General features: G+C 64.2%; 27 protein-coding genes. 16 read left to right on the forward strand and 11 right to left on the reverse strand.

Going from position 1 to position 25,360, the window contains the following annotated elements; translation table 11 throughout:
* Positions 1 to 91: 91 nt before the first annotated feature.
* Positions 92 to 1,180: a TRAP transporter substrate-binding protein gene (locus tag I6F33_RS05110; RefSeq protein ID WP_036001586.1), complete on the forward strand. Its 1,089-nt coding sequence runs from the start codon at positions 92 to 94 to the stop codon at positions 1,178 to 1,180.
* A gap of 438 nt (positions 1,181 to 1,618) precedes the next feature.
* Here I6F33_RS05110 and I6F33_RS05115 read toward each other — a convergent pair whose 3' ends face one another.
* Complete coding sequence (locus tag I6F33_RS05115; protein WP_036001583.1) at positions 1,619 to 1,828, reverse strand: hypothetical protein; 210 nt, start codon at positions 1,826 to 1,828, stop codon at positions 1,619 to 1,621.
* Positions 1,829 to 2,079: 251 nt separating this feature from the next.
* Between I6F33_RS05115 and I6F33_RS05120 the strand changes: the two genes are divergently transcribed.
* The 4 genes from I6F33_RS05120 to I6F33_RS05135 all read left to right on the forward strand — a co-directional run bounded on the left by I6F33_RS05120 (position 2,080) and on the right by I6F33_RS05135 (position 4,794).
* A complete protein-coding gene (locus I6F33_RS05120) occupies positions 2,080 to 2,754 on the forward strand; it encodes a response regulator transcription factor (RefSeq protein ID WP_036034504.1) in 675 nt (224 codons plus the stop codon).
* 1 nt (position 2,755) lies between these two features.
* A complete protein-coding gene (locus I6F33_RS05125; RefSeq protein WP_225141407.1) occupies positions 2,756 to 4,129 on the forward strand; it encodes an ATP-binding protein in 1,374 nt (457 codons plus the stop codon).
* A gap of 103 nt (positions 4,130 to 4,232) precedes the next feature.
* Positions 4,233 to 4,508 (forward strand): type II toxin-antitoxin system ParD family antitoxin, encoded by a 276-nt coding sequence (locus I6F33_RS05130; protein ID WP_036022224.1) that lies wholly within the window; start codon positions 4,233 to 4,235, stop codon positions 4,506 to 4,508.
* Positions 4,509 to 4,599: 91 nt separating this feature from the next.
* Entirely contained in the window at positions 4,600 to 4,794 is a 195-nt protein-coding gene (locus I6F33_RS05135; RefSeq protein ID WP_346657201.1) for a type II toxin-antitoxin system RelE/ParE family toxin, read from the forward strand.
* A 90-nt stretch (positions 4,795 to 4,884) separates the two neighbouring features.
* Here the strand turns inward: I6F33_RS05135 and I6F33_RS05140 are convergent, their stop codons facing one another.
* From I6F33_RS05140 to I6F33_RS05160, 5 genes are all read right to left on the reverse strand, one after another.
* Complete coding sequence (locus I6F33_RS05140; protein WP_225141409.1) at positions 4,885 to 6,174, reverse strand: M20/M25/M40 family metallo-hydrolase; 1,290 nt, start codon at positions 6,172 to 6,174, stop codon at positions 4,885 to 4,887.
* 118 nt (positions 6,175 to 6,292) lie between these two features.
* A complete protein-coding gene (locus I6F33_RS05145) occupies positions 6,293 to 7,948 on the reverse strand; it encodes a TRAP transporter large permease subunit (RefSeq protein WP_036001569.1) in 1,656 nt (551 codons plus the stop codon).
* 27 nt (positions 7,949 to 7,975) lie between these two features.
* Entirely contained in the window at positions 7,976 to 8,557 is a 582-nt protein-coding gene (locus I6F33_RS05150) for a TRAP transporter small permease subunit (protein WP_036001566.1), read from the reverse strand.
* Between the two features lie 169 nt (positions 8,558 to 8,726).
* On the reverse strand, positions 8,727 to 9,746 hold the full coding sequence (gene moaA, locus I6F33_RS05155) for a GTP 3',8-cyclase MoaA (RefSeq protein ID WP_036001562.1): 1,020 nt from the start codon (positions 9,744 to 9,746) through the stop codon (positions 8,727 to 8,729).
* Positions 9,747 to 10,012: 266 nt separating this feature from the next.
* Positions 10,013 to 10,720, reverse strand: coding sequence for an HAD family hydrolase (locus I6F33_RS05160; protein ID WP_074447936.1), 708 nt, complete (start codon positions 10,718 to 10,720; stop codon positions 10,013 to 10,015).
* 183 nt (positions 10,721 to 10,903) lie between these two features.
* Between I6F33_RS05160 and rpiA the strand changes: the two genes are divergently transcribed.
* The 3 genes from rpiA to gor are packed head-to-tail and all read left to right on the forward strand — an operon-like array spanning position 10,904 to position 13,610.
* Entirely contained in the window at positions 10,904 to 11,635 is a 732-nt protein-coding gene (gene rpiA, locus I6F33_RS05165) for a ribose-5-phosphate isomerase RpiA (protein WP_036001558.1), read from the forward strand.
* Positions 11,632 to 12,174, forward strand: coding sequence for a DUF2059 domain-containing protein (locus tag I6F33_RS05170; protein WP_036022233.1), 543 nt, complete (start codon positions 11,632 to 11,634; stop codon positions 12,172 to 12,174). Before rpiA ends, I6F33_RS05170 begins: the two co-directional genes overlap by 4 nt.
* Positions 12,175 to 12,221: 47 nt before the next feature.
* Positions 12,222 to 13,610 carry a glutathione-disulfide reductase gene (gene gor, locus I6F33_RS05175; protein WP_225141411.1) on the forward strand — a complete coding sequence of 463 codons (1,389 nt, stop codon included), beginning with the start codon at positions 12,222 to 12,224 and terminating at the stop codon, positions 13,608 to 13,610.
* Positions 13,611 to 13,822: 212 nt separating this feature from the next.
* On the opposite strand, the gene I6F33_RS05180 is transcribed toward gor, so the two are convergent.
* From I6F33_RS05180 to I6F33_RS05195, 4 genes are all read right to left on the reverse strand, one after another.
* Entirely contained in the window at positions 13,823 to 14,962 is a 1,140-nt protein-coding gene (locus I6F33_RS05180) for a glucuronate isomerase (protein ID WP_225141413.1), read from the reverse strand.
* A 325-nt stretch (positions 14,963 to 15,287) separates the two neighbouring features.
* Positions 15,288 to 15,473 (reverse strand): hypothetical protein, encoded by a 186-nt coding sequence (locus I6F33_RS05185; RefSeq protein ID WP_225141415.1) that lies wholly within the window; start codon positions 15,471 to 15,473, stop codon positions 15,288 to 15,290.
* Between the two features lie 65 nt (positions 15,474 to 15,538).
* Positions 15,539 to 16,768 (reverse strand): carboxylate-amine ligase, encoded by a 1,230-nt coding sequence (locus I6F33_RS05190; protein ID WP_225141417.1) that lies wholly within the window; start codon positions 16,766 to 16,768, stop codon positions 15,539 to 15,541.
* Positions 16,769 to 16,786: 18 nt separating this feature from the next.
* A complete protein-coding gene (locus I6F33_RS05195) occupies positions 16,787 to 17,614 on the reverse strand; it encodes a class II glutamine amidotransferase (RefSeq protein WP_225142027.1) in 828 nt (275 codons plus the stop codon).
* A 359-nt stretch (positions 17,615 to 17,973) separates the two neighbouring features.
* Here I6F33_RS05195 and I6F33_RS05200 point away from each other — a divergent pair, with 359 nt between their 5' ends.
* The 5 genes from I6F33_RS05200 to I6F33_RS05220 all read left to right on the forward strand — a co-directional run bounded on the left by I6F33_RS05200 (position 17,974) and on the right by I6F33_RS05220 (position 20,531).
* Complete coding sequence (locus I6F33_RS05200; protein ID WP_109144143.1) at positions 17,974 to 18,441, forward strand: TerB family tellurite resistance protein; 468 nt, start codon at positions 17,974 to 17,976, stop codon at positions 18,439 to 18,441.
* Positions 18,442 to 18,443: 2 nt separating this feature from the next.
* The gene (locus tag I6F33_RS05205) at positions 18,444 to 18,806 is read left to right on the forward strand and encodes a hypothetical protein (protein ID WP_036022245.1); all 363 of its coding nucleotides are present in this window, start codon (positions 18,444 to 18,446) and stop codon (positions 18,804 to 18,806) included.
* A complete protein-coding gene (locus I6F33_RS05210; RefSeq protein WP_036022248.1) occupies positions 18,803 to 19,450 on the forward strand; it encodes a TerC family protein in 648 nt (215 codons plus the stop codon). The genes I6F33_RS05205 and I6F33_RS05210 overlap by 4 nt, the downstream gene beginning before the upstream one ends.
* Before the next feature lie 31 nt (positions 19,451 to 19,481).
* The gene (locus tag I6F33_RS05215) at positions 19,482 to 20,066 is read left to right on the forward strand and encodes a TIGR00645 family protein (protein ID WP_036022249.1); all 585 of its coding nucleotides are present in this window, start codon (positions 19,482 to 19,484) and stop codon (positions 20,064 to 20,066) included.
* A 201-nt stretch (positions 20,067 to 20,267) separates the two neighbouring features.
* Positions 20,268 to 20,531 carry a hypothetical protein gene (locus I6F33_RS05220; protein WP_036001521.1) on the forward strand — a complete coding sequence of 88 codons (264 nt, stop codon included), beginning with the start codon at positions 20,268 to 20,270 and terminating at the stop codon, positions 20,529 to 20,531.
* 7 nt (positions 20,532 to 20,538) lie between these two features.
* Here I6F33_RS05220 and I6F33_RS05225 read toward each other — a convergent pair whose 3' ends face one another.
* Complete coding sequence (locus I6F33_RS05225; protein WP_225112793.1) at positions 20,539 to 21,435, reverse strand: alpha/beta fold hydrolase; 897 nt, start codon at positions 21,433 to 21,435, stop codon at positions 20,539 to 20,541.
* A 181-nt stretch (positions 21,436 to 21,616) separates the two neighbouring features.
* Here I6F33_RS05225 and I6F33_RS05230 point away from each other — a divergent pair, with 181 nt between their 5' ends.
* The 3 genes from I6F33_RS05230 (at position 21,617) to I6F33_RS05240 (ending at position 25,335) form a co-directional block, all read left to right on the forward strand.
* Positions 21,617 to 23,005, forward strand: a complete 1,389-nt coding sequence (locus tag I6F33_RS05230; protein ID WP_225141419.1) for a class II 3-deoxy-7-phosphoheptulonate synthase — start codon at positions 21,617 to 21,619, stop codon at positions 23,003 to 23,005.
* 4 nt (positions 23,006 to 23,009) lie between these two features.
* Positions 23,010 to 23,363: a diacylglycerol kinase gene (locus I6F33_RS05235; protein ID WP_036001513.1), complete on the forward strand. Its 354-nt coding sequence runs from the start codon at positions 23,010 to 23,012 to the stop codon at positions 23,361 to 23,363.
* A 214-nt stretch (positions 23,364 to 23,577) separates the two neighbouring features.
* Positions 23,578 to 25,335: an NAD+ synthase gene (locus tag I6F33_RS05240; protein ID WP_225141421.1), complete on the forward strand. Its 1,758-nt coding sequence runs from the start codon at positions 23,578 to 23,580 to the stop codon at positions 25,333 to 25,335.
* Positions 25,336 to 25,360: the final 25 nt, after the last annotated feature.

Raw genomic sequence — 25,360 nt, forward strand, 5'->3', positions numbered from 1 at the left:
ATCGGGATGGCATTCGGTCCCGTGATGCTCCATTCTGTCGGCAAGCCTCGCAAAGAAGGCTCCACAATCAGATCCATTAGGGTAGGAAATCATGAAGAGAAGAGACTTCATCAAGGTCACAGGACTTGGTGCGGCCGGCGCCGCCACGCTCGCGGCTCCCGCGATCGCGCAGTCGATGCCGGAAATCAAATGGCGCATGCCGACGAGCTGGCCGAAATCGCTCGACACGCTGTTTGGCGGCGCCGAGATGATGTGCAAGATGGTTGCCGAGGCGACCGACAACAAATTCCAGATCCAGATCTTCGCGGCCGGCGAAATCGTGCCGGGCCTGCAGGTGCTCGACGCCGTGCAGAACGGCACCTGCGAGATCGGCCACACCGCGTCCTATTATTATTTCGGCAAGGACCCGACCTTCACCTTCGGCTCGGCCGTGCCGTTCGGTCCCAACATGCGCATCAACCAGGCCTGGTACATGCTGGGCGGCGGCCGCGACGTGCTCAACGAGTTCTACAAGAGCTACAACGTCGTCTCGCTGCTCGCGGGCAACACCGGCTGCCAGATGGGCGGCTGGTTCAGGAAAGAGGTCAACACGCCCGACGATCTCAAAGGCATGAAGTTCCGCATCGGCGGCTTCACCGGCCGCGTGCTCCAGAAGCTCGGCGTGGTGCCGCAGCAGCTCGCCGGCGGTGACATCTATCCGGCGCTGGAGAAGGGCACGATCGACGCCGCCGAATGGGTCGGGCCCTATGACGACGAGAAGCTCGGCTTCTACAAGATCGCGCCGCACTACTACTACCCCGGCTGGTGGGAAGGCGGTCCGATGCTGATGGCTTTCGTCAACCTCGACAAGTGGAACGCGCTGCCGAAATATTACCAGAGCGTGCTGGAGCAGGCCGGCCACTACGCCAACAATTACATGATGGCGCGCTACGACAACGCCAATCCGCTGGCGCTGAGGAAGCTGCTCGCGGGCGGCACCAAGCTGCACGCCTTCTCGCCCGCGATCATGGATGCCTGCTACAAGGCGGCCAAGGAGCTGCACGCCGAAGTCGCTGCGACCAATCCGAACTTCAAGAAGGTGAACGACTCGCTCGCCAAGTTCACGAGCGACGGCTATTCCTGGTTCCAGGTGGCCGAGGTCGGCTACGACATCTTCATGGCGCGGCGCTCGCAGAGCTGATCGCGTCCCGATCGAATGCGGCACGCCCCGGAGCGAAAGACTCCGGGGCGTTGTCGCTGCTGTTGGGAGGGCGTCCAACCAAAACATCGAAAACAACCCCATGCACAGTAGACAGGGGCAGCGATATCAATGACTTGACTTCGTTACCACGAGCGATTGCGAAATTACCGAAATTTTTGACCCGTCGGGCAAAACAGTGGTAGACATGCATCATCGCCCGATCCGAAATCGTGGCGCTGAACGATGCCCCCGATGCGCTTCGATCCCGATGAAATTCAAAGAGCGCTGCGCAAGGCCTGGTCGGTGTCCTTTTCCGTTAGTGCCGGCGCGCGTCGTAATGGAAAGGTCCGCGCGTTGGGGCAAGCTGAGTCGTAGCAGCCGAGCTTATTTGCCGCCAGAGGCGGACCATCGGTCGGCTGCCGAGCATCGGAAGCGCGGCTAGCGAACGACGCCTGCTGCGTCTCTTGCGCTTGGCATGAGCCAGTCGAGCCCGAGCAGGGCAGCTTCGAGAATGACGAAGGCGACAATTCCGCCGATCCAGCCGAAGAACACGATCGAAAAGGTGCCGAGCAGGATCGCGCAGAAGACGTCGGCGAGCACCTTGCAAATGCGGAAGGCTTGGTCTTCGCCAGATGGAAAATACGACATCGGGCTCCTCCAGGCGCTCATCCTGAGCGCTTGGATTTAACGACACGCCAAAACGAATGTTCCGTGGGTCAATCTTCGGCCGGCGATGATCATGTGGTCGATGACCGGGTTCATGCGCAGCGCTGGCTTACACCGACCTGACAAGGAGAGCTATTCGGCGCTTTTTCGCTGGCCGCGGCGCCCCGAATGCTGGAAAAGAGCGCAGATGCGGCGCGAGCGGTGCGGTATCAGGAACGTCCAGCGGATATGCGATGCGGCTTCTGATCGTCGAGGACAATGCCGAGCTGTCGCGGCTCGTGGCCGGTGGGCTGGCCGCAGCCGGCTATGAGAGCGACATCGTGGGCAGCGCGGCCGAGGCGCGTGAGGCGGTGAACAGCGTCAGCTATGCTGCGATGATCCTCGACCTCGGTCTGCCTGATGCCGACGGCCTGTCGGTGCTGCGCGAGTTGCGTCACCAGATGGAGCCGCTGCCGGTTCTGGTGCTGACTGCGCGCGGCGGCTTGCAGGACCGTGTCACGGGCCTGCGCAGCGGCGCCGATGATTATCTGGCAAAACCGTTTGCGATGGAGGAGCTGGTGGCGCGGCTGGAGGCCATCCTGCGCCGCCCCGGCCAGTTGCTCGGCCGCTCGCTCACTCTCGCCAACCTCGTCTATGACACCGAGAGCCGGCAGATCTTCGTCGACGACCAGCCGCGGATCATCTCCGCGCGCGAGACCTCGGTGCTCGAGATCCTGCTGCGCCGGCAGGGGCGGGTGGTACCGAAGAAGAACGTCGAGGACCACATCTTCGGCCTCGACGGCGAGGTCGCCTCCAACGCGGTCGAGGTCTACGTGTCGCGGTTGCGCAAGCAGCTGACCGAGCACGGCGCCAAGGTCGTGATCCATACGATCCGTGGCGTCGGCTATCTCATGACCGAGGAGAAATAACGTGCCCGCCGCGGGCCGTGCCGGATCGCTGACCTTCAAATCGCTGATCTCGCGCATCGTGTTCCTGCACATCGTCGCGGTCGCGGTGGTCGCGATCTTCCTGCCGCTGGTGCTGTTCTGGCTGCTCAACTCCGAGATCGACCAGCTGCATCGCGATGCCATGCGCGCGCAGGCCGAGGTGCTGGCGGAGCGCATCGTCGCGCAGCCGGACGGCACGTTGACCTTCAACCTGCCCGACAGCCTCAAGGGGCTTTATTCGGACGCCTACGGCCGCTACCAGTTCGACATTCGCGATGCCGACGGAAGGTTGCTGTTCTCCTCCCACCGGCGTTCCGCCGCGACGGCGCCCTCCCGTTTCTCCGACACCGTCTCCGGCGCCAGCGTCACGCGAGACGTTGCCGGCAAGACGGTGCGCATCCAGGTTGCCGAGGATCTGGCCCACCGGGACGTCATCATCGACGATATCGTCTCGAACTTTTTTCGGCGGGTCGGGTGGATCACCGTCCCGATCCTCCTGGTCCTGCTTGCCATCGACATCATCATCTTCCGCCGCGCGATCGCGCCGTTGTGGAAGGCCTCCCAGGAGGCCAGCAACATCGGCCCTGCACGCACCGACATTCGCCTGCCGACCGAGCAGATTCCGCGCGAGATCGTGCCGCTGGTCACCGCCGTGAACCAGGCGCTCGACCGCCTCGAGGCCGGCTTTCGCGTGCAGCGGCAGTTCACGGCGGATGCCGCGCATCAATTGCGCACGCCGCTGGCGATCCTGCGCACGCGGATCGAGACGCTCGGCGACGGCGCGGAACGGCGGGCGCTGCATGCCGACATCGAGGCGATGAGCCGGATCGTCGCCCAGCTGCTTGAGATCGCCGAGCTCGACACCCTGGTGCTCGATCCCGGCGAGACCGCGGATTTGCGCGCCGTCTGTGCCGAGGTGGTCGGCTCGATCGCTCCGTTCGCGATCGCGCAACGCAAGGACATCGCGCTGAAGGGCACCGACGCACCAGTCCTGATCCACGGCAATTCGGAGATGCTGCAGCGCGCGGTGTTCAATCTTGCCGAAAACGCCATCAAGTTCACGGCGGAGGGCACCACCGTCGAGGTCGAGGTGGGGGAGGACGGTTCGGTGCGGGTGCGCGATTCCGGCCCTGGGATCGCGGAGGCTGAGCGCGAGCTGATCTTCCAGCGCTTCTGGCGCGCCGACCGCCGGCGCAGTGACGGCGCGGGGCTGGGGCTCTCGATCGTGCGCGCCGTGGCGGATGATCACGCCGCCACGGTGTCGGTGGAGAACCTGCCCGGCGGCGGTGCGGAGTTCACGCTGCGGTTTCGGCTGGCGGACAAGGTCACGATGGGGGAGGAACTGGCCCGGCAATGACAATGCACCTTTTCCCGTGCGCGGAGCAGGGAGGCCCGGATGGCGCTTGAGGGATGTATGACACTGTCATATCTTGCGTTGTAGAGCACTGAAGGGGAACCACATGCGGACCAGCAAGCCGATCACCGTGACTCTTGGCCCGCAGCGCGCGAGCCTGGAAGCCCGCCTGAAGTCAGGCGAATATGCCTCTGCCAGCGAAGTCATGCGCTCGGCCCTCCGCGCCCTCGATCGTCAGGATGCCGCGCTTGACGAATATCTGGCCGCCAAGGTCCAAGCTTCGGTCCAGGATCCCCGCCCAAGCGTTGCTGCGAGCGACGTTTTCAAGCGCCTGCGGACTCGTCACGCCAGAAACGTGAAGGCAGCCAAGCGTGGCACTTAAGGTCGTATTCCGACCGGAGGCGGAGGCCGATCTGGTCGGCCTTTACGAGTACATCGCAGAACGTGCCGGCTACTGAATTGCAGGCGGCTATATCGACCGTATCGAGAAGGCATGCATGGCTCTCGCCACCTTTCCCAAACGTGGGACCAGTCGCGACGATCTTCTTCCAGGTCTGCGTACCGTCGGATTCGAGCGGCGCGTGACGATCGCGTTCCGTGTCCTGAAGACAGAGGTCGAGATCGTCACAATCGCATATGCCGGACGTCATTTCGAAGACGATCTCTGAACGCTTCCTGTTCCTGACGGAACAGCTTCGCTCGGTCTCGTTCGCCGTGGAGAGCGGCAAGCCTGAAAGTGAAACGCGGCGACCGAGCCGCTATTTCAGCTTGCCGGTGGACAGGTCCATGATCATGCGTGTCGTCAGATACAGCCGCGGCACGATGCTGCCCACCTGCACATATTCGGCATCGTTGGAGTGCGCGCCGAAGGCCGACAGGCCCATGCCTTCCACCACGGCTCCTTTGGATTGCAGCGCGGCGAAAGCCGCGTCGGTGCCGCCGCCGATGGCCTTCTCGTCGACCTTGAGGGATAGTCCGATCTCCCCATAGATCGTCTTGCCATAGGCCGCCACCCGGCGCGAGGCCTCACTGGGTTCGAGCGGCGGGCGCCGCACCTCGAACTTCAGCTCGACTCTGGAATCGGGCAGCAGGCGATTCTTGATCTTGTCCTGCAGCGCCTTCTGCAACTCGTCGAAGTCGGACACCTTGAGGGCGCGCGCGTCGGCCTGGGCCGTCGCCTCGGCAGGGATCACATTGCGGTTGGTTCCGGACTTGGACACCGTCCAATTCAGCTTCAGGCCCTGCTCGGGCTTGGACAAGTCCTTCATCTGCAGCACCTGGTGCGAGAGCTCGTACAGCGCATTCACGCCGCCTTCGGGCCGTGCGCCGGCATGTGACGACTTGCCATGCACGGTGAGATAGGCCGAGCCGATGCCGCTGGTGGCGAGGCGCAGCGTGCCGTCGGTGCCGCCGCCTTCGAACGAGAACACCACGTCCTGATCCGATGCGAGCTTGGTGATGGTGCTGCGCCAGCCGGGCGAGGAGATCTCCTCGTCGCCGTTCGTGAGCACCGTGAGCGTGCCGTAATCCCTGAAGTTCAGCTTCTGCAGCAATGCCACGGTATGGAGAATGAGCGCGATGCCCTGCTTGTCGTCGGCAATGCCGAGCCCGTACGCCTTGTCGCCGTCGGTGCGGAACGGCTGGTCCTTCAGCATGCCCTTCAGGTACACCGTGTCCATGTGAGCAATCAGCATGATCTTCTTGGACCCCGTGCCCTTGAACACGGCGTGCACGGCCGGCCCGATCTTTTCGGGGGTGTCGTCGAGGCGATAGATGTCAGTCGGCTGCAGGATCTCCACCGTGCCGCCGAGTTGCTTGAGCTGACCGGCAATGCGCTCGGCGATCTGGTTCAGGCCTTCGATGTCCTTGCTGCCGGATTCGATGTTGACGAGATCGCGCAGCGTGTCGAGCAGCGGCTGCTGTTCCTTCTGCGCCAGCGCATGGACGTTGGCGATCGGCTCGGCGTGCACCAGCGTTGTGGCAGATGCCAGCCAGAGTGAGGCGATCAACGTTCCAAAGAACGTGGAAGCGGGGTGCGATCGGGGCATGAGCGGCCATCCATGCGAGTGGGGGGACGGCCGGTATGCCTCCGATTTCGGTGCTTGTCACGCGCCGAGGCGCGTCATGCGCCGCTTCAGCGGAGCATGACGGCGAGCCTCGTTCCCACTACTTCTGCGGAGGGCCGAGATCCAGCGGAGGCAGCTCGATCTGCGGCACCTCGATCTTGATCGTGCTGGGATCGATGTTGGTCTGCACGCCCTTGTAGTGCATCACCATCGACGGGAACGCGATCACGAGGCCGACCATGATGATCTGGATGACGACGAAGGGCACCGCACCCCAATAGATCTGGCCGGTGGTGACGGGGTCCATCCGCTTGCCAGTGACCCGATCGGTGTATCGCTCCTTCGGCGCGACGGACCGGAGATAGAACAGCGCGAATCCGAACGGCGGGTGCATGAACGAGGTCTGCATATTGACGCCGAGAATGACGCCGAACCAGATCAGGTCGATGCCGAGCTTCTCGGCGGCCGGTCCCAGTAGCGGGATCACGATGAAGGCCAGCTCGAAGAAGTCGAGGAAGAAGGCCAGTACGAATACGAGCGCGTTGACGAAGATCAGGAAGCCGATCTGGCCGCCCGGCAGCGATGTGAGCAGGTGCTCGACCCAGACGTGACCGTTGACCCCGTAAAAGGTGAGCGAAAAGATGCGGGCGCCGACCAGGATGAACACGACGAAGGCCGACAGCTTGGCGGTCGATTCCGTGGCCTGCCGTATCAGGTCCCAGCTCAGCCGCCGCTTCACGGCACCGAGAATGAGGGCGCCGGCGGCACCCATCGCACCGCCTTCGGTCGGCGTGGCGATGCCGATGAAGATCGTGCCCAGCACCAGGAAGATCAGGAACAGCGGCGGCACCATCACGAAGGTGGTCTGCTGCGCCATCTTCGAGAGGAAACGGAATCCGGTCAGCTTATCCACCACCCAGTTCAGCACGGCGACGGCGAATGCGAAGATGATGCCGTAGAACATGCTGAGCACCACGTAATCGGCGCCACGAGTGCTGGAATTGCGCATCATGAGCCATCCGAATGCGCAGCTCGCGAGGAACAGCACACCGAGCGATACAAGGCCGCGATCGCCGTTCTCTTCGCGGAAGCCGATGGCGTCCTTCGGCAGGCCGGGCGTCGCCTTCGGCCAGATCATGCTGACGAGGAAAGCGTATCCGGCGTAGAGGGCGGCAAGCACGAGGCCCGGGATGAAGGCGCCTTCGTACATGTCGCCGACGGACTTGCCGAGCTGGTCGGCCATCACGATCAGGACGAGGGAGGGCGGAATGATTTGCGCGAGCGTGCCGGAGGCGGCGATGACGCCGGCGGCCACGCGGCGATCATAGCCATAGCGCAGCATGATCGGCAGCGAGATCAGGCCCATCGAGATCACGGACGCCGCGACCACGCCGGTGGTCGCAGCGAGCAGCGCGCCGACGAAGATCACGGCATAGGCGAGGCCGCCGCGGATCGTGCCGAACAGCTGGCCGATCGTGTCGAGCAGGTCCTCGGCCATGCCCGACCGCTCCAGCACCAATCCCATGAAGGTGAAGAAGGGGATCGCGAGCAGCGTGTCGTTGTTCATCACGCCATAGACGCGCTCCGGCAAGGCCTGGAGGAAGTCGGGGTGAAACTGGCCGAGCTCGACGCCGATGATGGCGAAGAACAGGCCGACGGCGCCGAGCGAGAATGCCGCCGGATAGCCGAGCAGCAGCATGACGACCAGCGATACGAACATGATGGGCGCCATATTGGCGATGATGAATGCGGTCATGGATTCCCCCTACACCGTCGCCAACGGCTACTTCTTCTCGATCGCTTCAACGAGATGCTCGACTTCCGCTTCGAGCGCCGACACCTGCGATTCGTGCGGGTCCGGTATCAAGCCGCGCATCACCGCGATCCGCTTGATCAGCTCGGAGATGCCTTGGACCAGAAGGAAGGCGAACCCCACCATGATCAGGGCTTTGGCGGGCCATTGCGGCAGGCCGCCGGCATTGCCGGATTGCTCGTTGATCTGGAAGGAGCGCAGGAAGAACGGCACGCCCGTGACGATCATGACGATGCAGATCGGAATGAGGAAGAACACGTGACCGACGATGTCGATGACGTTGCGCGCCTTCTTGGGCATCGTGTTGCTTACGATGTCGATGCGGATGTGCTCATTGTCGAGCAGCGTCCAGGGCGAACAGAGCAGGAAGACGATGCTGAACAGCACCCATTGCAGCTCGAGCCACGAATTGGACGAGGTGTCGAACGTCTTGCGGATGATCGCGTTGACCGCCGAAATGACAACGGCGAGCACGATCAGCCACGCAATACGTTTGCCGGTCCAGCGCGTGAACGCGTCGATCCTGCTGCTCAGCTTAAGGAGCGCTTGCAACGATAGGTCCTCCCCCGATTGTGCCCCGGCCGTCTTGACTGCGCCGAGATGGCGCGTGGCTTATCTCGCCGCGCAGGCATGAGGCCGCCGCACCAAACCAGCGGGCGTGCCGCCAGTCAATCGGAAGTTTGTTGATAGTTAAGGGGAATAGGGCCGCAACTATACGGAGTTAGCCGCCGGTGACGCTCATGTGCCTGGAGACGCTGGGCCGGTCGTGGCGGCGGTCGATGATGAAATCGTGGCCCTTGGGCTTCAGCCCGATGGCGCGGTCGATCGCATCCGCAAGCAATAGATCGTCGCTCGATGCACGCAGAGGTTTGCGCAAATCGGAGGCATCCTCATGGCCGAGGCAGGTGTGCAGCGTTCCGGTGCAGGTGATGCGTACCCGATTACAGGATTCGCAGAAATTATGGGTCATCGGCGTGATGAAGCCGAGCTTGCCGCCGGTCTCGGCGACGCCGACATAGCGGGCCGGACCGCCGGTGCTCTCGGCCAGATCCGTCAGCGTGAACTGCTGGGCGAGGCGGGCGCGCACCAGCGACAGCGGCAGATATTGGTCAATGCGGCCCGATCCGATCTCGCCCATCGGCATCACCTCGATCAGCGTCAGGCCCATGCCCTTGCCGTGGGCCCAGCGCATCAGCGAAGGCAGCTCGTCCTCGTTGAGGTTCTTCAGCGCCACGGCGTTGATCTTCACGGCGAGCCCTGCGGCGCGCGCGGCCTCGATGCCCTCCAGCACCTTGTCGATCTCGCCCCAGCGGGTGATCTCGCGAAACTTCTTGGGATCGAGGGTGTCGAGCGAGACGTTGATGCGGCGGACGCCGCAATCGGCGAGCTCCCGCGCGTGCTTCGCAAGCTGGGTGCCGTTGGTGGTCAGCGTCAGCTCGCTCAACGCGCCGCTCGACAGATGCCGCGACAACGAGCGCACCAGCGACATCACATTGCGGCGGACCAAGGGCTCGCCGCCGGTGAGGCGCAGCTTCTTCACGCCCTTGGCGATGAAGGCCGTACAGAGCCGATCGAGCTCCTCCAGCGTCAGCAGGTCCGCCTTGGGCAGGAACGTCATGTCTTCGGACATACAGTAGAAGCAGCGCAGGTCGCAGCGGTCGGTGACGGAGACGCGCAAGTAGGTGATGGTCCGCCCGAACGGATCGGTCATCGGGGTCGACAATGCGGCGGATCCGGTCATGCGAGAGGCCTTCACTTATGGCGACGGGCGCACCTTTGCTGCAGCGGTGCGGTCGACGCAATCTAAGCATCGGACGCGGCAAGGACAATCGGGTGGTATACGTGAGTGCAGCACTGACGCATGTGACCCCCTCGGCGCGGGATTTCGGCTCGTTCGGTGCGGCTCGCAGCTGGGTTCCGCGTACGACCGGCAACGCCCGCGGCGCCGGTGAAGTCAGCCCTCTATGCATCCATTCGGGATGTGAGGCGGCGAAAATGGCAATCCTATCAAAGCGTTGCTGTGTTGCTTGCCGTCATCAGGCTGATCGCGGCCGCCGGCAGATCGCGCATGTGGTGGATCAGGCGGTCCGGCTTCAGCTCGGCGATCGGCACGTCGGTGTAGCCGAAGCTGACCCCGATCACCGGCACGCCGGCCCGCCGGGCGACGCCGACATCGGTTCCGGCGTCGCCGACCATGATGCTGGCCTTCACCTCGCCGCCGGCCCGGGCCACGGTCTCGCGAAGAATGGTCGGATCGGGCTTCTGGACGCCAAAGGTGTCCGCGCCGCAGATCGCCGCGAAGCGGCGGCTGAGGTCGAGCTGGTCCAGCAGGCGCTTCGACAGCCATTCCAGCTTGTTGGTGCAGACCGCGAGGCGATGGCCCTGGGCGGCAAACTGGTCCAGCGCGGCCTCGAGACCCTCGAAGGGGCGGGATTCCACCGCGATATGGTCGGCATAGTACGCGATGAAATCCGCAGTCATCCGGTCCATGTCCGCGGGCGTGACGGTGCGGCCCTCCGCTTCCAGCCCCCGCTCGATCAGCTTGCGGGCACCGGCGCCGATCATGTTGCGGGCCGAGGCCATCGGCACCGGCGGCAGGCCTTCGCGGTCGAGCACGTAATTGAGGGCCGTGATCAGGTCGGGTGCCGTATCCACCAGCGTGCCGTCGAGATCGAAGACGATGGTGTGAGGGGAAGTCGTCTTGAAGAAGGTCATGATTTCCAAGCGCTACCGGCCTGGTCCTATCCGCGCAAGGGGCGGGCCCATAAGATCACCTTATAGGCCTGTTCCCAGACCCTGTTCCAGGCCCTGTTCTCCTGGGAAAAACGAGGCTACATAGGCGCCCGAAACCGGCCGGAATCGGCCGCATGTTCGAGACTTCACAAGGCAGGCGCACACGTGACCATGGACCAGTTGAAGCGGCAGGCTGCGGCGCGTGCGCTGGAGGAGGTGCGCGACGGCATGCAGCTCGGGCTCGGCACCGGCTCGACCGCCAAGCACTTCGTCGAGCTGCTCGGCGAACGCGTTGCCGCCGGGCTCAAGGTGATCGGCGTGCCGACCTCCGAGGCGACGCGGGCCGATGCGGAACGCTGCGGCGTCAAGCTGACGACGCTGGACGAGATCGACCATCTCGACCTCACGATCGACGGCGCCGACGAGATCGATCCCGAGCTCAATCTGATCAAGGGCGGCGGCGGCGCGCTGTTGCGCGAGAAGATCGTGGCGGCCGCCTCGGACCGCATGATCGTGATTGCCGACGACAGCAAATGGGTGCCGACGCTCGGCAAGTTTCCGCTGCCGATCGAGGTCATCCCGTTCGGGCTCGGTGCGACGCGCCGCGCGATCGAAAAGGCATTTGCCGAATGCGGCGTTTCCGGGCAAATGGCGGTCCGCAAGGCCAAAGGCGGGGACAAGGACGGCCACGTTTTCGTCACCGATGGCGGCCACTGGATCGTCGATGCCCAGCTTGGACGTATTACGGATCCCCCCGGTCTCGCCAAGGCGTTGAGCGCCATTCCCGGTGTGGTCGAGCACGGGCTGTTCATCGGCTTGGCCAGCTCGGCCGTTCTGGCGGGCGGCGGCGGAATCCGCGTGATTGAACGGCGCAAGCCGAAAGGAGACCAGGAATGAAGAACGTGTTGAAAATCTTGCCGGCTGCGGCTCTCGCTGCGGGATTGGCCCTTTCGGCCGCCCCGGTCGCCGCGCAGCAGGCGGGCCAGAAGGCTCCCGCGGCGCCGGCCCTGCCGAAGGCGTCGCCCGCGGCGATTGCGGCAGCGAAGGAAATTCTGCAGATCAAGAACGCCGCCGGGATGTATGCGGGCGCCGTGCCGGGCATGGTCGAGAAGACCAAGGGCGCGCTGATCCAGCAGAACCTGAATTACCAGAAGGACCTCAACGAGGTCGCGCCGATCGTGGCCCAGCAGCTCAACGGCCGCCAGAGCGAGATCGGCGAAGGCATGGCGCAGATTTATGCCAGCGAGTTCACCGAGCAGGAGCTGAAGGACCTCGTCACCTTCTACAAGTCGCCGCTGGGCAAGAAGCTGATCGATGCCGAGCCGCGCGCGATCGGGCAGAGCATGGCGTTCATGAACAGCTGGGCCCAAAACTTCTCGGAAACCGTGATGGGCGCCTTCCGTGCCGAGATGCGCAAGCGTGGCAAGGAGATCTGAGCGCACCTATCTGAAAGGTCGTTCCTGATAAGGGGTCGGAGTGGATAATGGCTGATTTCGACGTCGACCTCTTCGTCATTGGTGGCGGCTCGGGCGGCGTCCGTGCCGCCCGCATCGCGGCCGGCTACGGCGCCCGCGTCATGATCGCGGAAGAGTACCGCATGGGCGGCACCTGCGTGATCCGCGGCTGTGTGCCGAAGAAGCTGTTCGTGATCGGCTCGCATGTCCGTCACGAGCTCGAGGACGCCGCCGGCTTCGGCTGGACCGTTCCGCCCGCCAGCTTCGACTGGCCGACGCTGATCGCCAACAAGGACAAGGAGATCGCGCGGCTGGAGGCGGCCTACACGGCCAACGTCGAGAAATCAGGCGCGCAGATCGTCAAGAGCCGCGCGGTGATCGAGGACAAGCACACCGTCCGCCTGCTCGAGAACGACAAGAAGGTCACGGCGAAGTACATCCTGATCGCCACCGGCGGCGCGCCCAACCATGGCGCGGCGATCCCCGGCATCGAGCACGTGATCTCCTCCAACGAGGCGTTTCATCTTGCGAGGCTGCCGAAGCGGATCGTGATCCAGGGCGGCGGCTATATCGCGCTGGAATTCGCCGGCATCTTCGCCGGCTTCGGCTCCGATGTGACGGTAATCTATCGCGGCGACAACATTCTTCGCGGCTTCGACGAGGATGTCCGGACCCATGTCCGCGCCGAGATGGAGAAGCATGGCATCACCATCCTCACCGGCTGCACCGTGACCAAGGTCGACCGCCACGGCGAGGACTTCACCACGCATTTGTCGAACGGCTCGAGCCTCGCCTCCGACCAGGTGATGTTCGCGATCGGCCGCCATCCGAACGTCGCCAATCTCGGCCTGGAGAATGCCGGTGTCGCCATCAATCCCGCGAACGGCGGCATCGCGGTCGACCATTTCTCCAAGAGCTCGGTCGACAGCATCTATGCCATCGGCGACGTCACCCATCGCTTCAACCTGACGCCGGTCGCGATCCGCGAGGGCCATGCCTTCGCCGACACGGTGTTCGGCAAGCGCGAGGTGCAGGTCGACCATGCCAACATCCCGACGGCGGTGTTCTCGCAGCCGGAGGTCGGCACGGTCGGCCTGACGGAAACCGAGGCGCGCGCGCAATTCAGCCACGTCGACATCTACAAGACGACGTTCCGGCCCATCAAGGCGACGATGTCCGGCCGCGACACCCGCGTGCTGATGAAGCTCGTGGTCGACGGCGCGACCGACCGCGTGCTCGGCTGTCACATCGTCGGCGATGCCGCCGCCGAGATCACGCAAGCCGTCGCGATCGCGGTGAAGATGAAGGCGACCAAGGCCGATTTCGACGCGACCATCGCGCTGCATCCGACCGCGGCCGAAGAGCTCGTCACCATGCGCACCCCGAGCGCACGGCACGTGCGCCAGGCGGCGGAGTAGGGCGGGGGCACGAGCACACTCAACCGAATAAGTTGGTGCGCGCTTACCCTCTCCCCTTGCGGGAGAGGGTGGATCGCCGCGGAGCGGCGAGACGGGTGAGGGGTCTCTCTCCTCACGAACAGTGTTACGAGCTGAGAGAACCCCTCATCCGGCGCTTCGCGCCACCTTCTCCCACAAGGGGAGAAGGGAAGAAGACCCTAGCTGCGAGCCGCCTAGCCGTACAGATATCCTACCGGTTTGCCCTCGGTGCGCAGGGGACGCACGTCCTTTTGCGTGATGATCTGACCGGCGAGGCCGTCGATCTCGTCGCGCTGTGTCGCCGTCCAGCTGCGCAGCTCGTTCATGCCCTTGAGCAGGCCGAGGCGGAGGACCTGCGTGTTTTCGCCGACGCCGATCAGGCTGATGGAATCCTTGCCCGCCGTCACCACGTCGCCGGCAGAGAGTTCAAAGCTCTCGCCGGACTTCTTCTTGAACTCGGCCGTGCCGCGAATGACGCGATAGATCACGACCTCGCCCTTGGCAAAGCGGGTCGCGTCCGCCGCGGCAGACGTGCTCTTCGGCAAGAGCGCGTGGCCACGCGGGTCGGTCGCGATGATGTAGCCGGTGACGAGATGCCCGCTCGGAATCTCGATGCCGATGTCGCGTACGTAAACCGGCATCGCCGATCTGACAGAACCATCGGTGAGCGGCTTGAACAGTGCGTCGAGCGCCAGGGGATCCTGAAGCCAGAAGCCGGCATCGGCCGGGCGGTCATGCAGCGGATGGCTCCAGGCCACGCGCGGCGTTTCGTCCTCATTGATCTGATCCGGGCCGACAATGGTCGGGTTCGGAAAGGTGGTGGGATCGGTGATGAAGGCTTCGAGAAACTTGCCGGAATAGCCCATCGAGATCGGATCGGGCACCACCGTCTGCGGCGTCTTCAAATTCTCTTCGGTCGACAGGCCGGACCAGGTGTAGAACAGCTGGCGATGCACGATCGCGCTTTGCAGCATCACCGCGCCCGGGCCGACATTGTACCAGCGGCCGTCATAATCGAAGGTGAACGCGCCCGAGGTGACCAGCACGAGCTGAAAGCCGCCCGGCGGCAGATGCAAATGGAAGTCGGTAGGGCCGGTGTCGGGCCGGTAGATCGGCAGATTGGTGGCCACCTCGTGCAGCAGGAAGGTTTCGTTGTTGGCGTGGAAGCCTTCGTTGGCGCGGTTGTAGAGCGCCTGCGGCCGGTAGGTCGCCTCGAAATTCGCATTCTTGTCGCGATCGATCGCCACGAAGTCCTGATCGTTGAGGCGCAGCCGGGCGCCGTTCGGATGGGTGAGACCGGTGAATTTGATGTTTCCGGCAGCATGCACGTTCATGGCATTCTCCGATCTGAGGCCATTTATCCCGGAAGCCGAGCGCCGTGACTGACCGCTCCTCATCGTGGCCGGGCAGGGACTTGGCCTGATACTGTCTTGCGAATTTCAGGCCAGCCGGAGCGCAATGCGGCGCGCTGGTCTGCCGGCTGCACGCGACGCGCAAATAATCGAGATTGCACCTGAGGTTAGGCAATGGGTGGCGCCGAACTCGCCCGACCTGTCCTGGCAAGCCGTCAGTGGGCGCAGCGGCTTGTCTTGTCTAATTTGTCGGCATGCCCTGCAAAAGCGCATGCAGCCGGCCCCCGCGACGGGCGCCCGGCACGGTTCAGTCGAATGATCGCGGGAGCGCCGGCTCGGGCTTGCCGGACGGGCTGCCTGCCCATTTCGCCATGTCCATGGCGCGCGCGTCGAAGCCTTCGCACCAGAGGCAGCTCGGCTCCGTGTGGCCGTGGGCCGTCAGCATCGGGACAAGCGCATGGCCGCAGCCGGTGCAGGGTGTGGTGCGATTCATGCGCTTCTCCAACGATCTCCGTAACTCAGGAATGGCATTTTCGTCGCACAAGCTTGCGCGGGGCGCTATGACGGCGCAGGAGCGCTGCGATGCACAGGCGCGCTCGTTCCCGACAGCGTAGAGGTAGCGATCCATTGTGACACGGCTGCGATGTCGTCGCCGCTTTCGCGATAGGCGCGAAGCTGGAATTCCGCCGAGCTGCCGCGCGCGACGATGGTGCGGCAGTGTTCGATCTCGGCGGAGCAGTTCAGTGCGGCTGCGTCCTCCGCAATGTCGTCGATCACCCCGGTGAGCAGCTCCGAGATCGTCACCGGCCCGTCCGTGGAGGCGAAGATGCAGTCGGTGCCGTAGCGCTGGGCGCGCCATTTGTTCTCGACCGCGATCGCGCGCTCGACCGCAGTGACCTCCCGGGACAGCTGAGGGCGCAGATAGAGATGCCGCGTCAGGCAGCGGTAGAGCGAGGCGATGGCAACCGCGTCGTCGACGAAGGTGCAGGTGTCGGGCGCGCGAAGCTCCAGCGTCGGATGCTTCATGGAGGGGCGCATTGCCCACCAGATGTGGCTTTCGTCCGGGATCACGCCGGAGCGCTGCAACGCGCCGACATAAGCGTCGAAATCCTGCTTGCCTTCGAACAATTCGGGCAGGCCGGTGCGCGGCAGCTCGGAATAAGCCGCGAGGCGGTAGCCCTTCAATCCGGTCTTGTGCGAATTCCAGAACGGCGAGGACGTCGACAGCGCGATGAACAGCGGCAGATGCGGCAGCATGGCCCGCATCACCGCCATGCGCTTCTCGGGATCCGGCAGCTGCACGTGCACATGCATGCCGCACATCATGTTGCGGTGGCCGATGCTGCGCAGATCCTCGATCATCTCCTCGTAGCGCGATTTCGGGCTGGGCTGCGACATGCGCCAGACTGCGCTCGGGTGCGTGCCGCAGGCCATGATCACGAAGCCGTATTGCGCAGCGACGTTCGCGACCTCGCGTCGCAGGAAGCGCAGCTCCTCGCGCGCGTCGTTCACGTCGACATGAACGTTGGTTGCGACCTCGAGCTGCGATTGCAGCATCTCGCGCATGGCCTGGCCGCCGGTCGACCAGTTTGCCGATTCGAACAGCTCGTTGGGCGTGCGGATCGCGACCTCGAAGCTGCGGCGGTCAGCGAGGAAGTATTCCTCCTCGATGCCGAAGGAATATTCCGCCGGATTACCGCCGCCGCCGGCAGAACGGATGACGACATGCTGCTTGTCCTCGGAGGGGGCAAGACGCAGCAGCTTTGAAACGTCTGAAGCAAATGTCATTGGCCACCGGCGCGGTCACTACCTGCGGGCGATAATCCGTCTGATTGTGGCCGGTTCCGCACCCGATGTACTGGAAATTGCAAGGTCGAACGGAACAATTTTGACGGCTTCAGACGCTCGCGCGATCAGGGCGTGGTTCGGCGGGACTTCCGCCCAGTCCGATTCCTTATCGAACGGCTCGGAGACGACGATGACTTGCCCGCCGTCCTCGCGGAAGTAGAGCGTGTTCGCGGCATCGTTCACCGAGACCCGAAATGCGTAGAGGTCGCGGCCGTTGGCAATCGCGCTGGTAAAGCGCAGCGGTTCGCGAAGCCGGCCTTCATTGACGAATCCGATGAGGGATTGCAGCACGGACTGTGTCGCGCCGAGCGGATCGTGCTCGAGACCGGCCCCCATCATGGCCAGGAACACGGCTTCCGAATCCGTCGTGCCCAGCCGCGACGGATAGTAGGCATCGGGAATCAGCGCCTCGACTTTGCGCCGCAGCCGATTCCAGCTCCCGACGAACCCGTTGTGCATGAACATCCAGTGCCCGCAGGCAAAGGGGTGACAATTCTGCCGCGTCACGGCCGTGCCGGTTGCGGCACGCACATGAGCGAAGAACAGATGCGAGTGCAGATGCCGGCAGAGGTAGCGCAGGTTTTCGTCCGACCACGCCGGGCGCGTCTCGCGATAAAGGCCCGGCTCGGGGTGCTCGCCATACCAGCCGAGACCAAAGCCGTCTCCGTTCGAGCCCGCCGTGGACTGAAGCGAGCGGATGCTCTGCGCAATCAGCGAATGCTCGGGTTCGGTGACATAAGGCTCGAACGAGGTGGTTTCGCCCCGGTATGCGATCCAGCGGCACATGCGGGTTCCTGCCAGGCGGTTTGATGCCTCGCGAGGTGCATCAACACCTGTCACGGACGCATGGTTCCAGCTGCGAAAGGGTTGCATGACCGATCCCGCAACGCCGAACGGATGCGGCGGCTGGTCGCAGCCGGTCCGCCTTGATTCCGACAGGTGTACCTATAATTCTGAAGCGAACAAGAATCCGGGCCCCTCTGGCGAGGACGTCGACGTTCGTCGGCAAACCTCGCGATGTCGGATGACCAGTCCCGCGCGAATGCGATGGATCGGCCGATTGTCGGGCCCCCTGTTTCGTTTTCTCCGACCATTCGTCCCCATCGCAGCTCCGTGCGGCTATTTCGCAAGTTAAGGGAGCTACGATGTCCGGAACCAAGTCCTCAAATTCGATCGAGATCACGGAACCGTCCAGCCTGAATGAGCAGGCCGCGGCGGCCGTGGTGATCGTGGGCGCCCTGGTAGCGGTTGCTGACCGGCGCGTCTCACCCGTCGAACGCGACGAGGTGATCCGTTTCATCAGAGACCGCAAGCTGGCGCCGCACATCGGCGACGAACGGCTCCGTGCGATGTTCGACGAACTCGCCGAACGGCTCGAAGAGCCGGATTTTGCCAACGTCGTGATCGATACCCTGCGACCGGTTTCGAACCTGCCGCTGTCGTCGCATCTGGTGGAGCTGTCGGAGCGCGTTGCTGCCGCAGACGAGGACGTACATCCCCACGAAGTCCAGGCGATTAAATTGTTGCGCTTGCTGACGCTGGTGCTGCCGCGCGCGAAGCCGGTCGGGGCGAGTGCGCCGGGCCCCAAGCTGCAGGCCGCCTCGAAGGGGTAAGCATGAGCACGATTTCGAACGAGCGCGCCAGGCAAACCGAGGGGAACACCGAGCAGATCGCTGGTGGAGACCCGCGCCTGGCCAAGCTCGTCGACCGCCTGCCGCCGCGCATGAGCGACACCCTGACCTATCTGCTCAAGCCGTCCAGCCGCTGGGTCAGGATCCCCTCGGGCACGCTGCTGGTCGTCGGCGGTGTGCTCTCCATCCTCCCGGTGCTCGGCGTCTGGATGCTGCCGCTCGGCCTTGCTCTGCTCGCCGAGGACGTGCCTGCGCTGCGCTCCTCCCGTTCAAAAGTCTTCGACTGGATCGAGCGGCGCAAGCCGCATTGGCTCGATCCGTCTGCCTCTAGGAATGATCAATCATGACTGAACTCATCACCGCCGAAGCGCTGTCCGCGCTGTTTCAAGTCATCCTGATCGATCTCGTGCTCGCCGGCGACAATGCCGTCGTCATCGGCCTTGCGGCTGCCGGCCTGCCGGCCGAGCAGCGCCGCCGCGCCATCATCGTCGGTATCGCCGCTGCCACCGCACTGCGTATCGCCTTCGCCGGCGTTGCGACCCAGCTTCTGCAAGTGATCGGCCTTCTGCTCGCCGGCGGCGTGTTGCTGCTCTGGGTCTGCTGGAAGATGTGGCGCGAGCTGCGCGAGCAGGCCGCGCATTCGAAAGAACTCGCATTCGATAGTAACGGCGCAGGTGCTGCGCCGGTACAGCAGCCGGTAACGCAGAAGACTTTCGGCCAAGCGGCGGTGCAGATCGTCGCCGCCGACGTGTCGATGTCGCTCGACAACGTGCTCGCGGTCGCGGGCGCCGCGCGGGAGCATCCCTACATCCTGGCCTTCGGCCTGCTCTTGTCGGTTGGGATGATGGGCGTTGCCGCGGATCTGCTTGGCCGTTTGCTCCAGAAGCAGCGCTGGGTGGCCTATGTCGGCCTCGCCATCATCCTTTACGTCTCGTTTGAGATGATCTATCGCGGCACGCTGGAACTTGCACCGGTGATTGCGAGTCTCTGAGGCGACAATCTACCGCAGTCCGGAGTGATCAATGACGTCTGAACCCAAAGCACCTTCGGCGCGGGCCGCGCCGTTGCCACCGGTCGGCCTGCTTCCGAAGCTGATCTTCGGCTCGCGCTGGCTGCAGCTGCCGCTCTATGTTGGCCTCATTGTCGCCCAGTCCGTCTATGTGCTGTTGTTCCTGAAGGAGCTCTGGCACCTCGTCTTGCATTCGTTCGACGCCAGCGAGCAGCAGATCATGCTGGTCGTGCTCGGGCTGATTGACGTCGTCATGATCTCGAACCTTCTGATCATGGTAATCGTGGGTGGATACGAGACCTTCGTTTCCCGGCTGAACCTCAGCGGCCATCCGGACGAGCCGGAATGGCTCGGTCACGTCAATGCCAGCGTGCTCAAGATCAAGCTCGCAATGGCGATCATCGGCATCTCCTCGATCTCGCTGCTCAGGACCTTCATCGAGGCCGGCAATCTCGGCACGACCCGCAGCAATTTCACCGAGAGCGGGGTAATGTGGCAGGTGCTGATTCATATGACCTTCATCGTCTCGGCGGTCGGCATCGCCTGGGTCGACCGCCTCAGCGAGAGCGGCCATCGCAAGGCGGCCGAGCACGGCTGATAAGCTGGCCGCCCAATACCTCCCGAGCGGCCAATCCTGGAGCCCGCCTGATCGTCCGGTTGGGCGGGCTCTCTTTCGAGATCGATAAAATTGTCTGCAATCGGTTCAGTGCCGGCAAACGCTGCCGACAAGAAGCCGGGCGCCTTAAACCAGGCCTTTGGAACCGATCTGCATCCTGCCCGCAAAGGGCAGGGCATCGGCATGACAATTCTCAGGGAGATCGTCGCAGCGGTCGCGGGAGTCTACGCGCTCCTGCTGGTCTGTGACGCATTGTTCGGCGTCGGCGAGGCGCGCTTCGACGACGCTTATTACCGCGCAAGCTTCTACGCACCGCGGCCGAAGGAGTTTCGGTTCGCGAGCGACACGCCGCCGGCGGTGCGCGTCAGCGACGCCTTCGCGCAGTTCGCACCTAGCGACGCCAAGCCGAACCGGCGCTACTCGTCGCTGACGACGATCATCCGCTGACGCAGCCTCATTCCCCCTGAATCCATTCCGCGACGCCGCGCCACAGCGTGTCGCGGTGCTCGGGGCGGAAGAAGCCGAAATGGCCTATTCCCTTGGCGCCGACGTCGGACGGTTTGACCATCAGCACCTCCGGCTTGATCGCAGTGAATCCGCTCGCGAGCAGCTCGACCGCGGGCCGCGTCGCCCAGGGATCGTCGGAGAAACATAGCGAGCGCAGCTCGCCCTTGAACCTGGCGAAGTTCTCGAGTGCCGGCAGCTTTGAATCGAACAGATAGCGCGGGCTCGAGACCCATTCGGTCCATTGCAGGAAGACGCCCTTGGGCAAATCCTCGCCGACGCCGGCCCAGCCCGGTGCGTAACCGAGTGCATGGACCAGCGGAACGCCGACAAAATTCATGAAGGCGTAGACCCGGTATTTTTCCGGCGAGGTCATCAACCGCCATGTCGCGGCCTGCGAGGCCACCAAGGCTGCGCGCGAGATCTCGCTGTTGTTCGCGATCAGCCCGAGCGCCTGGCCGCCGAAGGAATGGCCGATATAGGCGAGCGGCAGGGCATGATAGCGCTCGCGCATCCAACTGACCGCGGCGGTGACGTCGAGCGCAGCCCATTCCGACATCGAGGCCTTGAAGCCGACCAGCGATTTTGGCTGGTTGTAGCCGACCATCGCCGGCAGGCGGGAATCGCCGATGCCGCGATAATCGTAGGTCAGCACCGCGCAGCCGCGATGGGCGAGGTAGGAGGCAAAGCCCCGATAGATCTTTCGCGGCACGGCGGTCGCCGAATTGATCAGGACGGCATGGCGCTTGGCGCCGCGCGGCAGGAACAGGGTGCCGGTCAGGGCATAGCCGTCGGCTGCCGGGAAGCTGATCTCGTCGATGAAAACGTCATCCAGTGCCGCGCCCATGGCGGTCGGTGTCCTGTCGGATTCCTCAAGCCTGCCCAAGCAAATGCGAATTCGGCTTTGGCCGCAAGGGTTTGCGCTGCGAAATGGATTTACAACTGGCGGGGCGTGGCCGGCCTGTGTATAAGGCGGCCCTCGCAACCCCTAGATCAGGTTGCGGTTTTTGCTTCACGGAGAGATTGCGATGTCCGAGCGGTGGACGCCCGAGTCCTGGCGCAGCAAGCCGGTGCTACAGGTGCCCGAATATCCCGACACCAAGGCTCTGGCCGACGTCGAGGCGCAGCTTGCGACCTTTCCGCCGCTGGTGTTCGCAGGCGAGGCGCGCAATCTGAAGAAGGCCTTGGGCCGCGTTGCGGCCGGCGAGGCCTTCCTGCTGCAGGGCGGCGACTGCGCCGAGAGCTTCGCCGAGCACGGCGCCAACAACATCCGCGACTTCTTCCGCGTGCTGCTGCAGATGGCGGTGGTGCTGACCTATGCCGGCGCGGTGCCGGTGGTGAAGGTCGGCCGCATCGCCGGCCAATTCGCCAAACCGCGCTCGTCGGCGACCGAGAAGGTGAATGGCGTCGAGCTGCCGAGCTATCGCGGCGACATCGTCAACGACATCGCCTTCACCAGCGAAGCGCGCATTCCCGATCCGCAGCGCCAGCTGATGGCCTATCGCCAGTCCGCCGCGACGCTGAACCTGCTCCGCGCGTTCGCCACCGGCGGCTTCGCCAATCTCGGCAGCGTGCATCAATGGATGCTGGGTTTCCTCAAGGATAGCCCGCAGTCACGCCGCTACAAGGAGCTGGCCGACCGCATCTCGGACGCGCTCAACTTCATGCGCGCCTGCGGCCTCGACCTCGAGAGCCATCCGGAGCTGCGTGCCACCGATTTCTACACCAGCCATGAGGCGCTGCTGCTCGGCTACGAGCAGGCCATGACCCGCGTCGATTCCACCACCGGCGACTGGTACGCGACCTCGGGCCACATGATCTGGATCGGCGACCGCACCCGCCAGCTCGATCACGGCCATGTCGAATATTTCCGCGGCATCAAGAATCCGATCGGGCTGAAGTGCGGCCCCTCGCTCAAGGTGGACGAGCTGCTGAAGCTGATCGACGTGCTCAATCCCGACAACGAGCCGGGCCGGCTGACGCTGATCGGCCGCTTCGGCTCCGACAAGATCGGCGAGCATCTGCCGAACATGGTCCGCGCCGTGAAGCGCGAGGGCCGGGTGGTGGTCTGGTCCTGCGATCCCATGCACGGCAACACCATCACCTCGACGTCCGGCTACAAGACTCGCCCGTTCGACCGCATCCTGTCCGAGGTCAAGTCGTTCTTCGCGGTCCACGCCGCCGAGGGCACCCATGCCGGCGGCGTGCATCTGGAGATGACCGGCCAGGACGTCACCGAATGTCTCGGCGGCGCCCGCGCGATCACGGATGAGGATCTCAACGATCGCTACCACACTGTCTGCGATCCCCGCCTCAACGCCGAGCAATCCATCGATATGGCGTTCCTGGTCGCGGAGCTGCTCAAGCAGGAGCGCGCCGGCAAGGCTCAGCCGATTCCGGCCGCAGCGGGGCTGTAAGACCTTGCTGCGGATCTGGAAGGCCACGATCAATTCTCGCAACGGGCTGGCCTTTGCGTTCCGGTCGGAGCAGGCGGTCCGCGAGGAGATCTTTGCGCTGCTGCTGTCGGTGCCGCTCGCCTGGTTCATCGGCGCCACCGCGATGCGCGCGGTCGAATTGGTGTGCTCTGTCGCTTTCGTGCTGACGGTCGAGTTGCTCAATACCGCGATCGAGAAGCTCGCCGACCGGCTGACCTTGGATCACGACAAGCAGATCGGCCGAGTCAAGGACATGGGCTCGGCCGCGGTTGGCGTTGCGCTCTTGATGACCGGCGCGTTCTGGATCATTGCCATCATCGAGCGATTGGGGTTCCTCTAGAGCGCGGAGACAATCCATTGCGCGTGGGTGTCCGAGGTCCCTTCACCTCTCCCCAACGGGGAGAGGTCGATTTGTGTCTCGCGATGCGGAGCATCGTCGAGCTCAAATCGGGTGAGGGAGCTCAGCTCCCACGAGATACCGTAACCCCTCACCCGAATTGCATCTCCGACGCAATTCGACCTCTCCCTTCGGGAGAGGTGAAAGCGAGCGCGCGATGACCGAACGTCTCGAGACATTCGCGGTCACGCTCGCCCAGCTCAATCCGACCATGGGCGACGTGGAGGGCAATGCGGCCAAGGCGCGCGCGGCGCGGGCGCAGGCCAAGTCCGGCGGCGCCGATCTCGTGTTGTTTCCAGAACTGTTCATCGCCGGCTATCCGCCGGAAGACCTGGTGCAGAAGCCCGCCTTCCAGGCCGCCTGCCGCGCCGCGATCGAAAGCCTCGCGCGCGAGACCGCCGATGGCGGGCCTGCGATGCTGGTCGGCACGCCCTGGGTCGAGGAGGGCATGCTCTACAATGCCTGTGCGCTGCTCGACGGCGGGCGCATCGCGAGCCTGCGTTTCAAGTGCAACCTGCCGAATTACGGCGTGTTCGACGAGAAGCGGCTGTTTTCGCGCGGCCCTGCCGCCGGTCCCGTCACTGTGCGCGGCGTGCGCATCGGTGTGCCGATCTGCGAGGACATCTGGCTGGAAGAGTCCGAGGATTACGAGAACGTGGTCGAGACGCTGGCCGAGACCGGCGCCGAGATCATCCTGGTGCCGAACGGCTCGCCTTACGCCCGCGACAAGAACGACGTGCGCCTGTCGGTCGCGGTGGCGCGCGTCACGGAGAGCGGGCTGCCGCTGGTCTATCTCAACCAGGTCGGCGGCCAGGACGAGCTCGTGTTCGACGGCGCATCCTTCGCGCTCAATGGCGATCTCTCGCTTGCGGCGCAGCTGCCGGCCTTCGAAGAGGGCATCGTCACGCTGCGCTTCAGCAGAAACGGCGACGACTGGCGCTGCAGCGGGCCGATCGCCGAGCTGCCCGAGGGCGACAAGGCCGACTACGCCGCCTGCGTGCTGGGCTTACGCGATTACGTCACCAAGAACGGCTTTCCAGGCGTGCTGCTCGGCATCTCCGGCGGCATCGATTCGGCGCTCTGCGCGGCGATCGCTGTCGACGCGCTCGGCGTCGACCAGGTGCATGGCGTGATGCTGCCTTACCGCTACACCGCGCCGCATTCGATCGCGGATGCCGGCGAGCTCGCCGGCCATCTCGGCATCCGCTACGAGGTGCTGCCGATCGCCGAAGCCGTGACCGGGTTCGAGACGATCCTGTCCGGCATCTTCAAGAACCTGCCGCCCGATATCACCGAGGAGAACCTCCAGGCCCGCACCCGCGGCACGCTGCTGATGGCGATCTCCAACAAGACCGGGCTGATGGTGGTGACGACCGGCAACAAGTCGGAGATGTCGGTCGGCTACGCCACGCTTTATGGCGACATGAACGGCGGCTTCAACCCGATCAAGGACATCTACAAGACGCAGGTGTTCCGCCTGGCAAGCTTGCGCAATTCCTGGAAGCCGGAGGGCGCGCTCGGCCCTGCCGGCGAGGTGATCCCGCCCGACATCATCACGCGCCCGCCGACCGCGGAGCTGCGCGAGAACCAGACCGATCAGGACTCGTTGCCGCCTTACGACGTGCTCGATGCCATCCTGGAGCGCCTGGTCGAGCGCGAGGAGCCGCTCGACCAGATCATCGCCGCCGGCTTCGACCGCGAGACGGTGATCCGGATCGATCATCTGCTCAACGTCGCCGAATACAAGCGCCGCCAGGCCGCGCCTGGGGTGAAGGTGACACCGAAGAATTTCGGCCGCGACCGCCGTTATCCCATCACCAACCGTTTTCGCGACAAGGGCCAGCCGTTGCCGGCGACGGATGAGGCGCTGGTGTCACGTGGAAGCACGGCGTCAATCGACGCATTCGAGGGGTGAAGCCTAGCCTGAGCGACGGCAGGCG

The organism is Bradyrhizobium sp. BRP20 (assembly GCF_020194215.1).
Taxonomy (GTDB): domain Bacteria; phylum Pseudomonadota; class Alphaproteobacteria; order Rhizobiales; family Xanthobacteraceae; genus Bradyrhizobium; species Bradyrhizobium yuanmingense.

Excerpts from the sequence above, each read along its gene's own strand:
- moaA (WP_036001562.1), bottom strand. The coding sequence starts at position 9,746 with ATGACCGGATCCGCCGCATTGTCGACCCCGATGACCGATCCGTTCGGG.
- I6F33_RS05215 (WP_036022249.1), top strand. The coding sequence starts at position 19,482 with ATGACGTCTGAACCCAAAGCACCTTCGGCGCGGGCCGCGCCGTTGCCA.
- I6F33_RS05180 (WP_225141413.1), bottom strand. The coding sequence starts at position 14,962 with ATGAACGTGCATGCTGCCGGAAACATCAAATTCACCGGTCTCACCCAT.
- I6F33_RS05195 (WP_225142027.1), bottom strand. The coding sequence starts at position 17,614 with ATGTGCCGCTGGATCGCATACCGGGGCGAAACCACCTCGTTCGAGCCT.
- gor (WP_225141411.1), top strand. The coding sequence starts at position 12,222 with ATGGCTGATTTCGACGTCGACCTCTTCGTCATTGGTGGCGGCTCGGGC.
- I6F33_RS05240 (WP_225141421.1), top strand. The coding sequence starts at position 23,578 with ATGACCGAACGTCTCGAGACATTCGCGGTCACGCTCGCCCAGCTCAAT.
- I6F33_RS05200 (WP_109144143.1), top strand. The coding sequence starts at position 17,974 with ATGTCCGGAACCAAGTCCTCAAATTCGATCGAGATCACGGAACCGTCC.
- I6F33_RS05160 (WP_074447936.1), bottom strand. The coding sequence starts at position 10,720 with ATGACCTTCTTCAAGACGACTTCCCCTCACACCATCGTCTTCGATCTC.
- I6F33_RS05170 (WP_036022233.1), top strand. The coding sequence starts at position 11,632 with ATGAAGAACGTGTTGAAAATCTTGCCGGCTGCGGCTCTCGCTGCGGGA.
- I6F33_RS05190 (WP_225141417.1), bottom strand. The coding sequence starts at position 16,768 with ATGACATTTGCTTCAGACGTTTCAAAGCTGCTGCGTCTTGCCCCCTCC.
- I6F33_RS05115 (WP_036001583.1), bottom strand. The coding sequence starts at position 1,828 with ATGTCGTATTTTCCATCTGGCGAAGACCAAGCCTTCCGCATTTGCAAG.
- I6F33_RS05185 (WP_225141415.1), bottom strand. The coding sequence starts at position 15,473 with ATGAATCGCACCACACCCTGCACCGGCTGCGGCCATGCGCTTGTCCCG.
- I6F33_RS05225 (WP_225112793.1), bottom strand. The coding sequence starts at position 21,435 with ATGGGCGCGGCACTGGATGACGTTTTCATCGACGAGATCAGCTTCCCG.
- I6F33_RS05120 (WP_036034504.1), top strand. The coding sequence starts at position 2,080 with ATGCGGCTTCTGATCGTCGAGGACAATGCCGAGCTGTCGCGGCTCGTG.
- I6F33_RS05230 (WP_225141419.1), top strand. The coding sequence starts at position 21,617 with ATGTCCGAGCGGTGGACGCCCGAGTCCTGGCGCAGCAAGCCGGTGCTA.
- I6F33_RS05110 (WP_036001586.1), top strand. The coding sequence starts at position 92 with ATGAAGAGAAGAGACTTCATCAAGGTCACAGGACTTGGTGCGGCCGGC.
- I6F33_RS05130 (WP_036022224.1), top strand. The coding sequence starts at position 4,233 with ATGCGGACCAGCAAGCCGATCACCGTGACTCTTGGCCCGCAGCGCGCG.
- I6F33_RS05220 (WP_036001521.1), top strand. The coding sequence starts at position 20,268 with ATGACAATTCTCAGGGAGATCGTCGCAGCGGTCGCGGGAGTCTACGCG.
- I6F33_RS05210 (WP_036022248.1), top strand. The coding sequence starts at position 18,803 with ATGACTGAACTCATCACCGCCGAAGCGCTGTCCGCGCTGTTTCAAGTC.
- I6F33_RS05205 (WP_036022245.1), top strand. The coding sequence starts at position 18,444 with ATGAGCACGATTTCGAACGAGCGCGCCAGGCAAACCGAGGGGAACACC.
- I6F33_RS05145 (WP_036001569.1), bottom strand. The coding sequence starts at position 7,948 with ATGACCGCATTCATCATCGCCAATATGGCGCCCATCATGTTCGTATCG.
- I6F33_RS05140 (WP_225141409.1), bottom strand. The coding sequence starts at position 6,174 with ATGCCCCGATCGCACCCCGCTTCCACGTTCTTTGGAACGTTGATCGCC.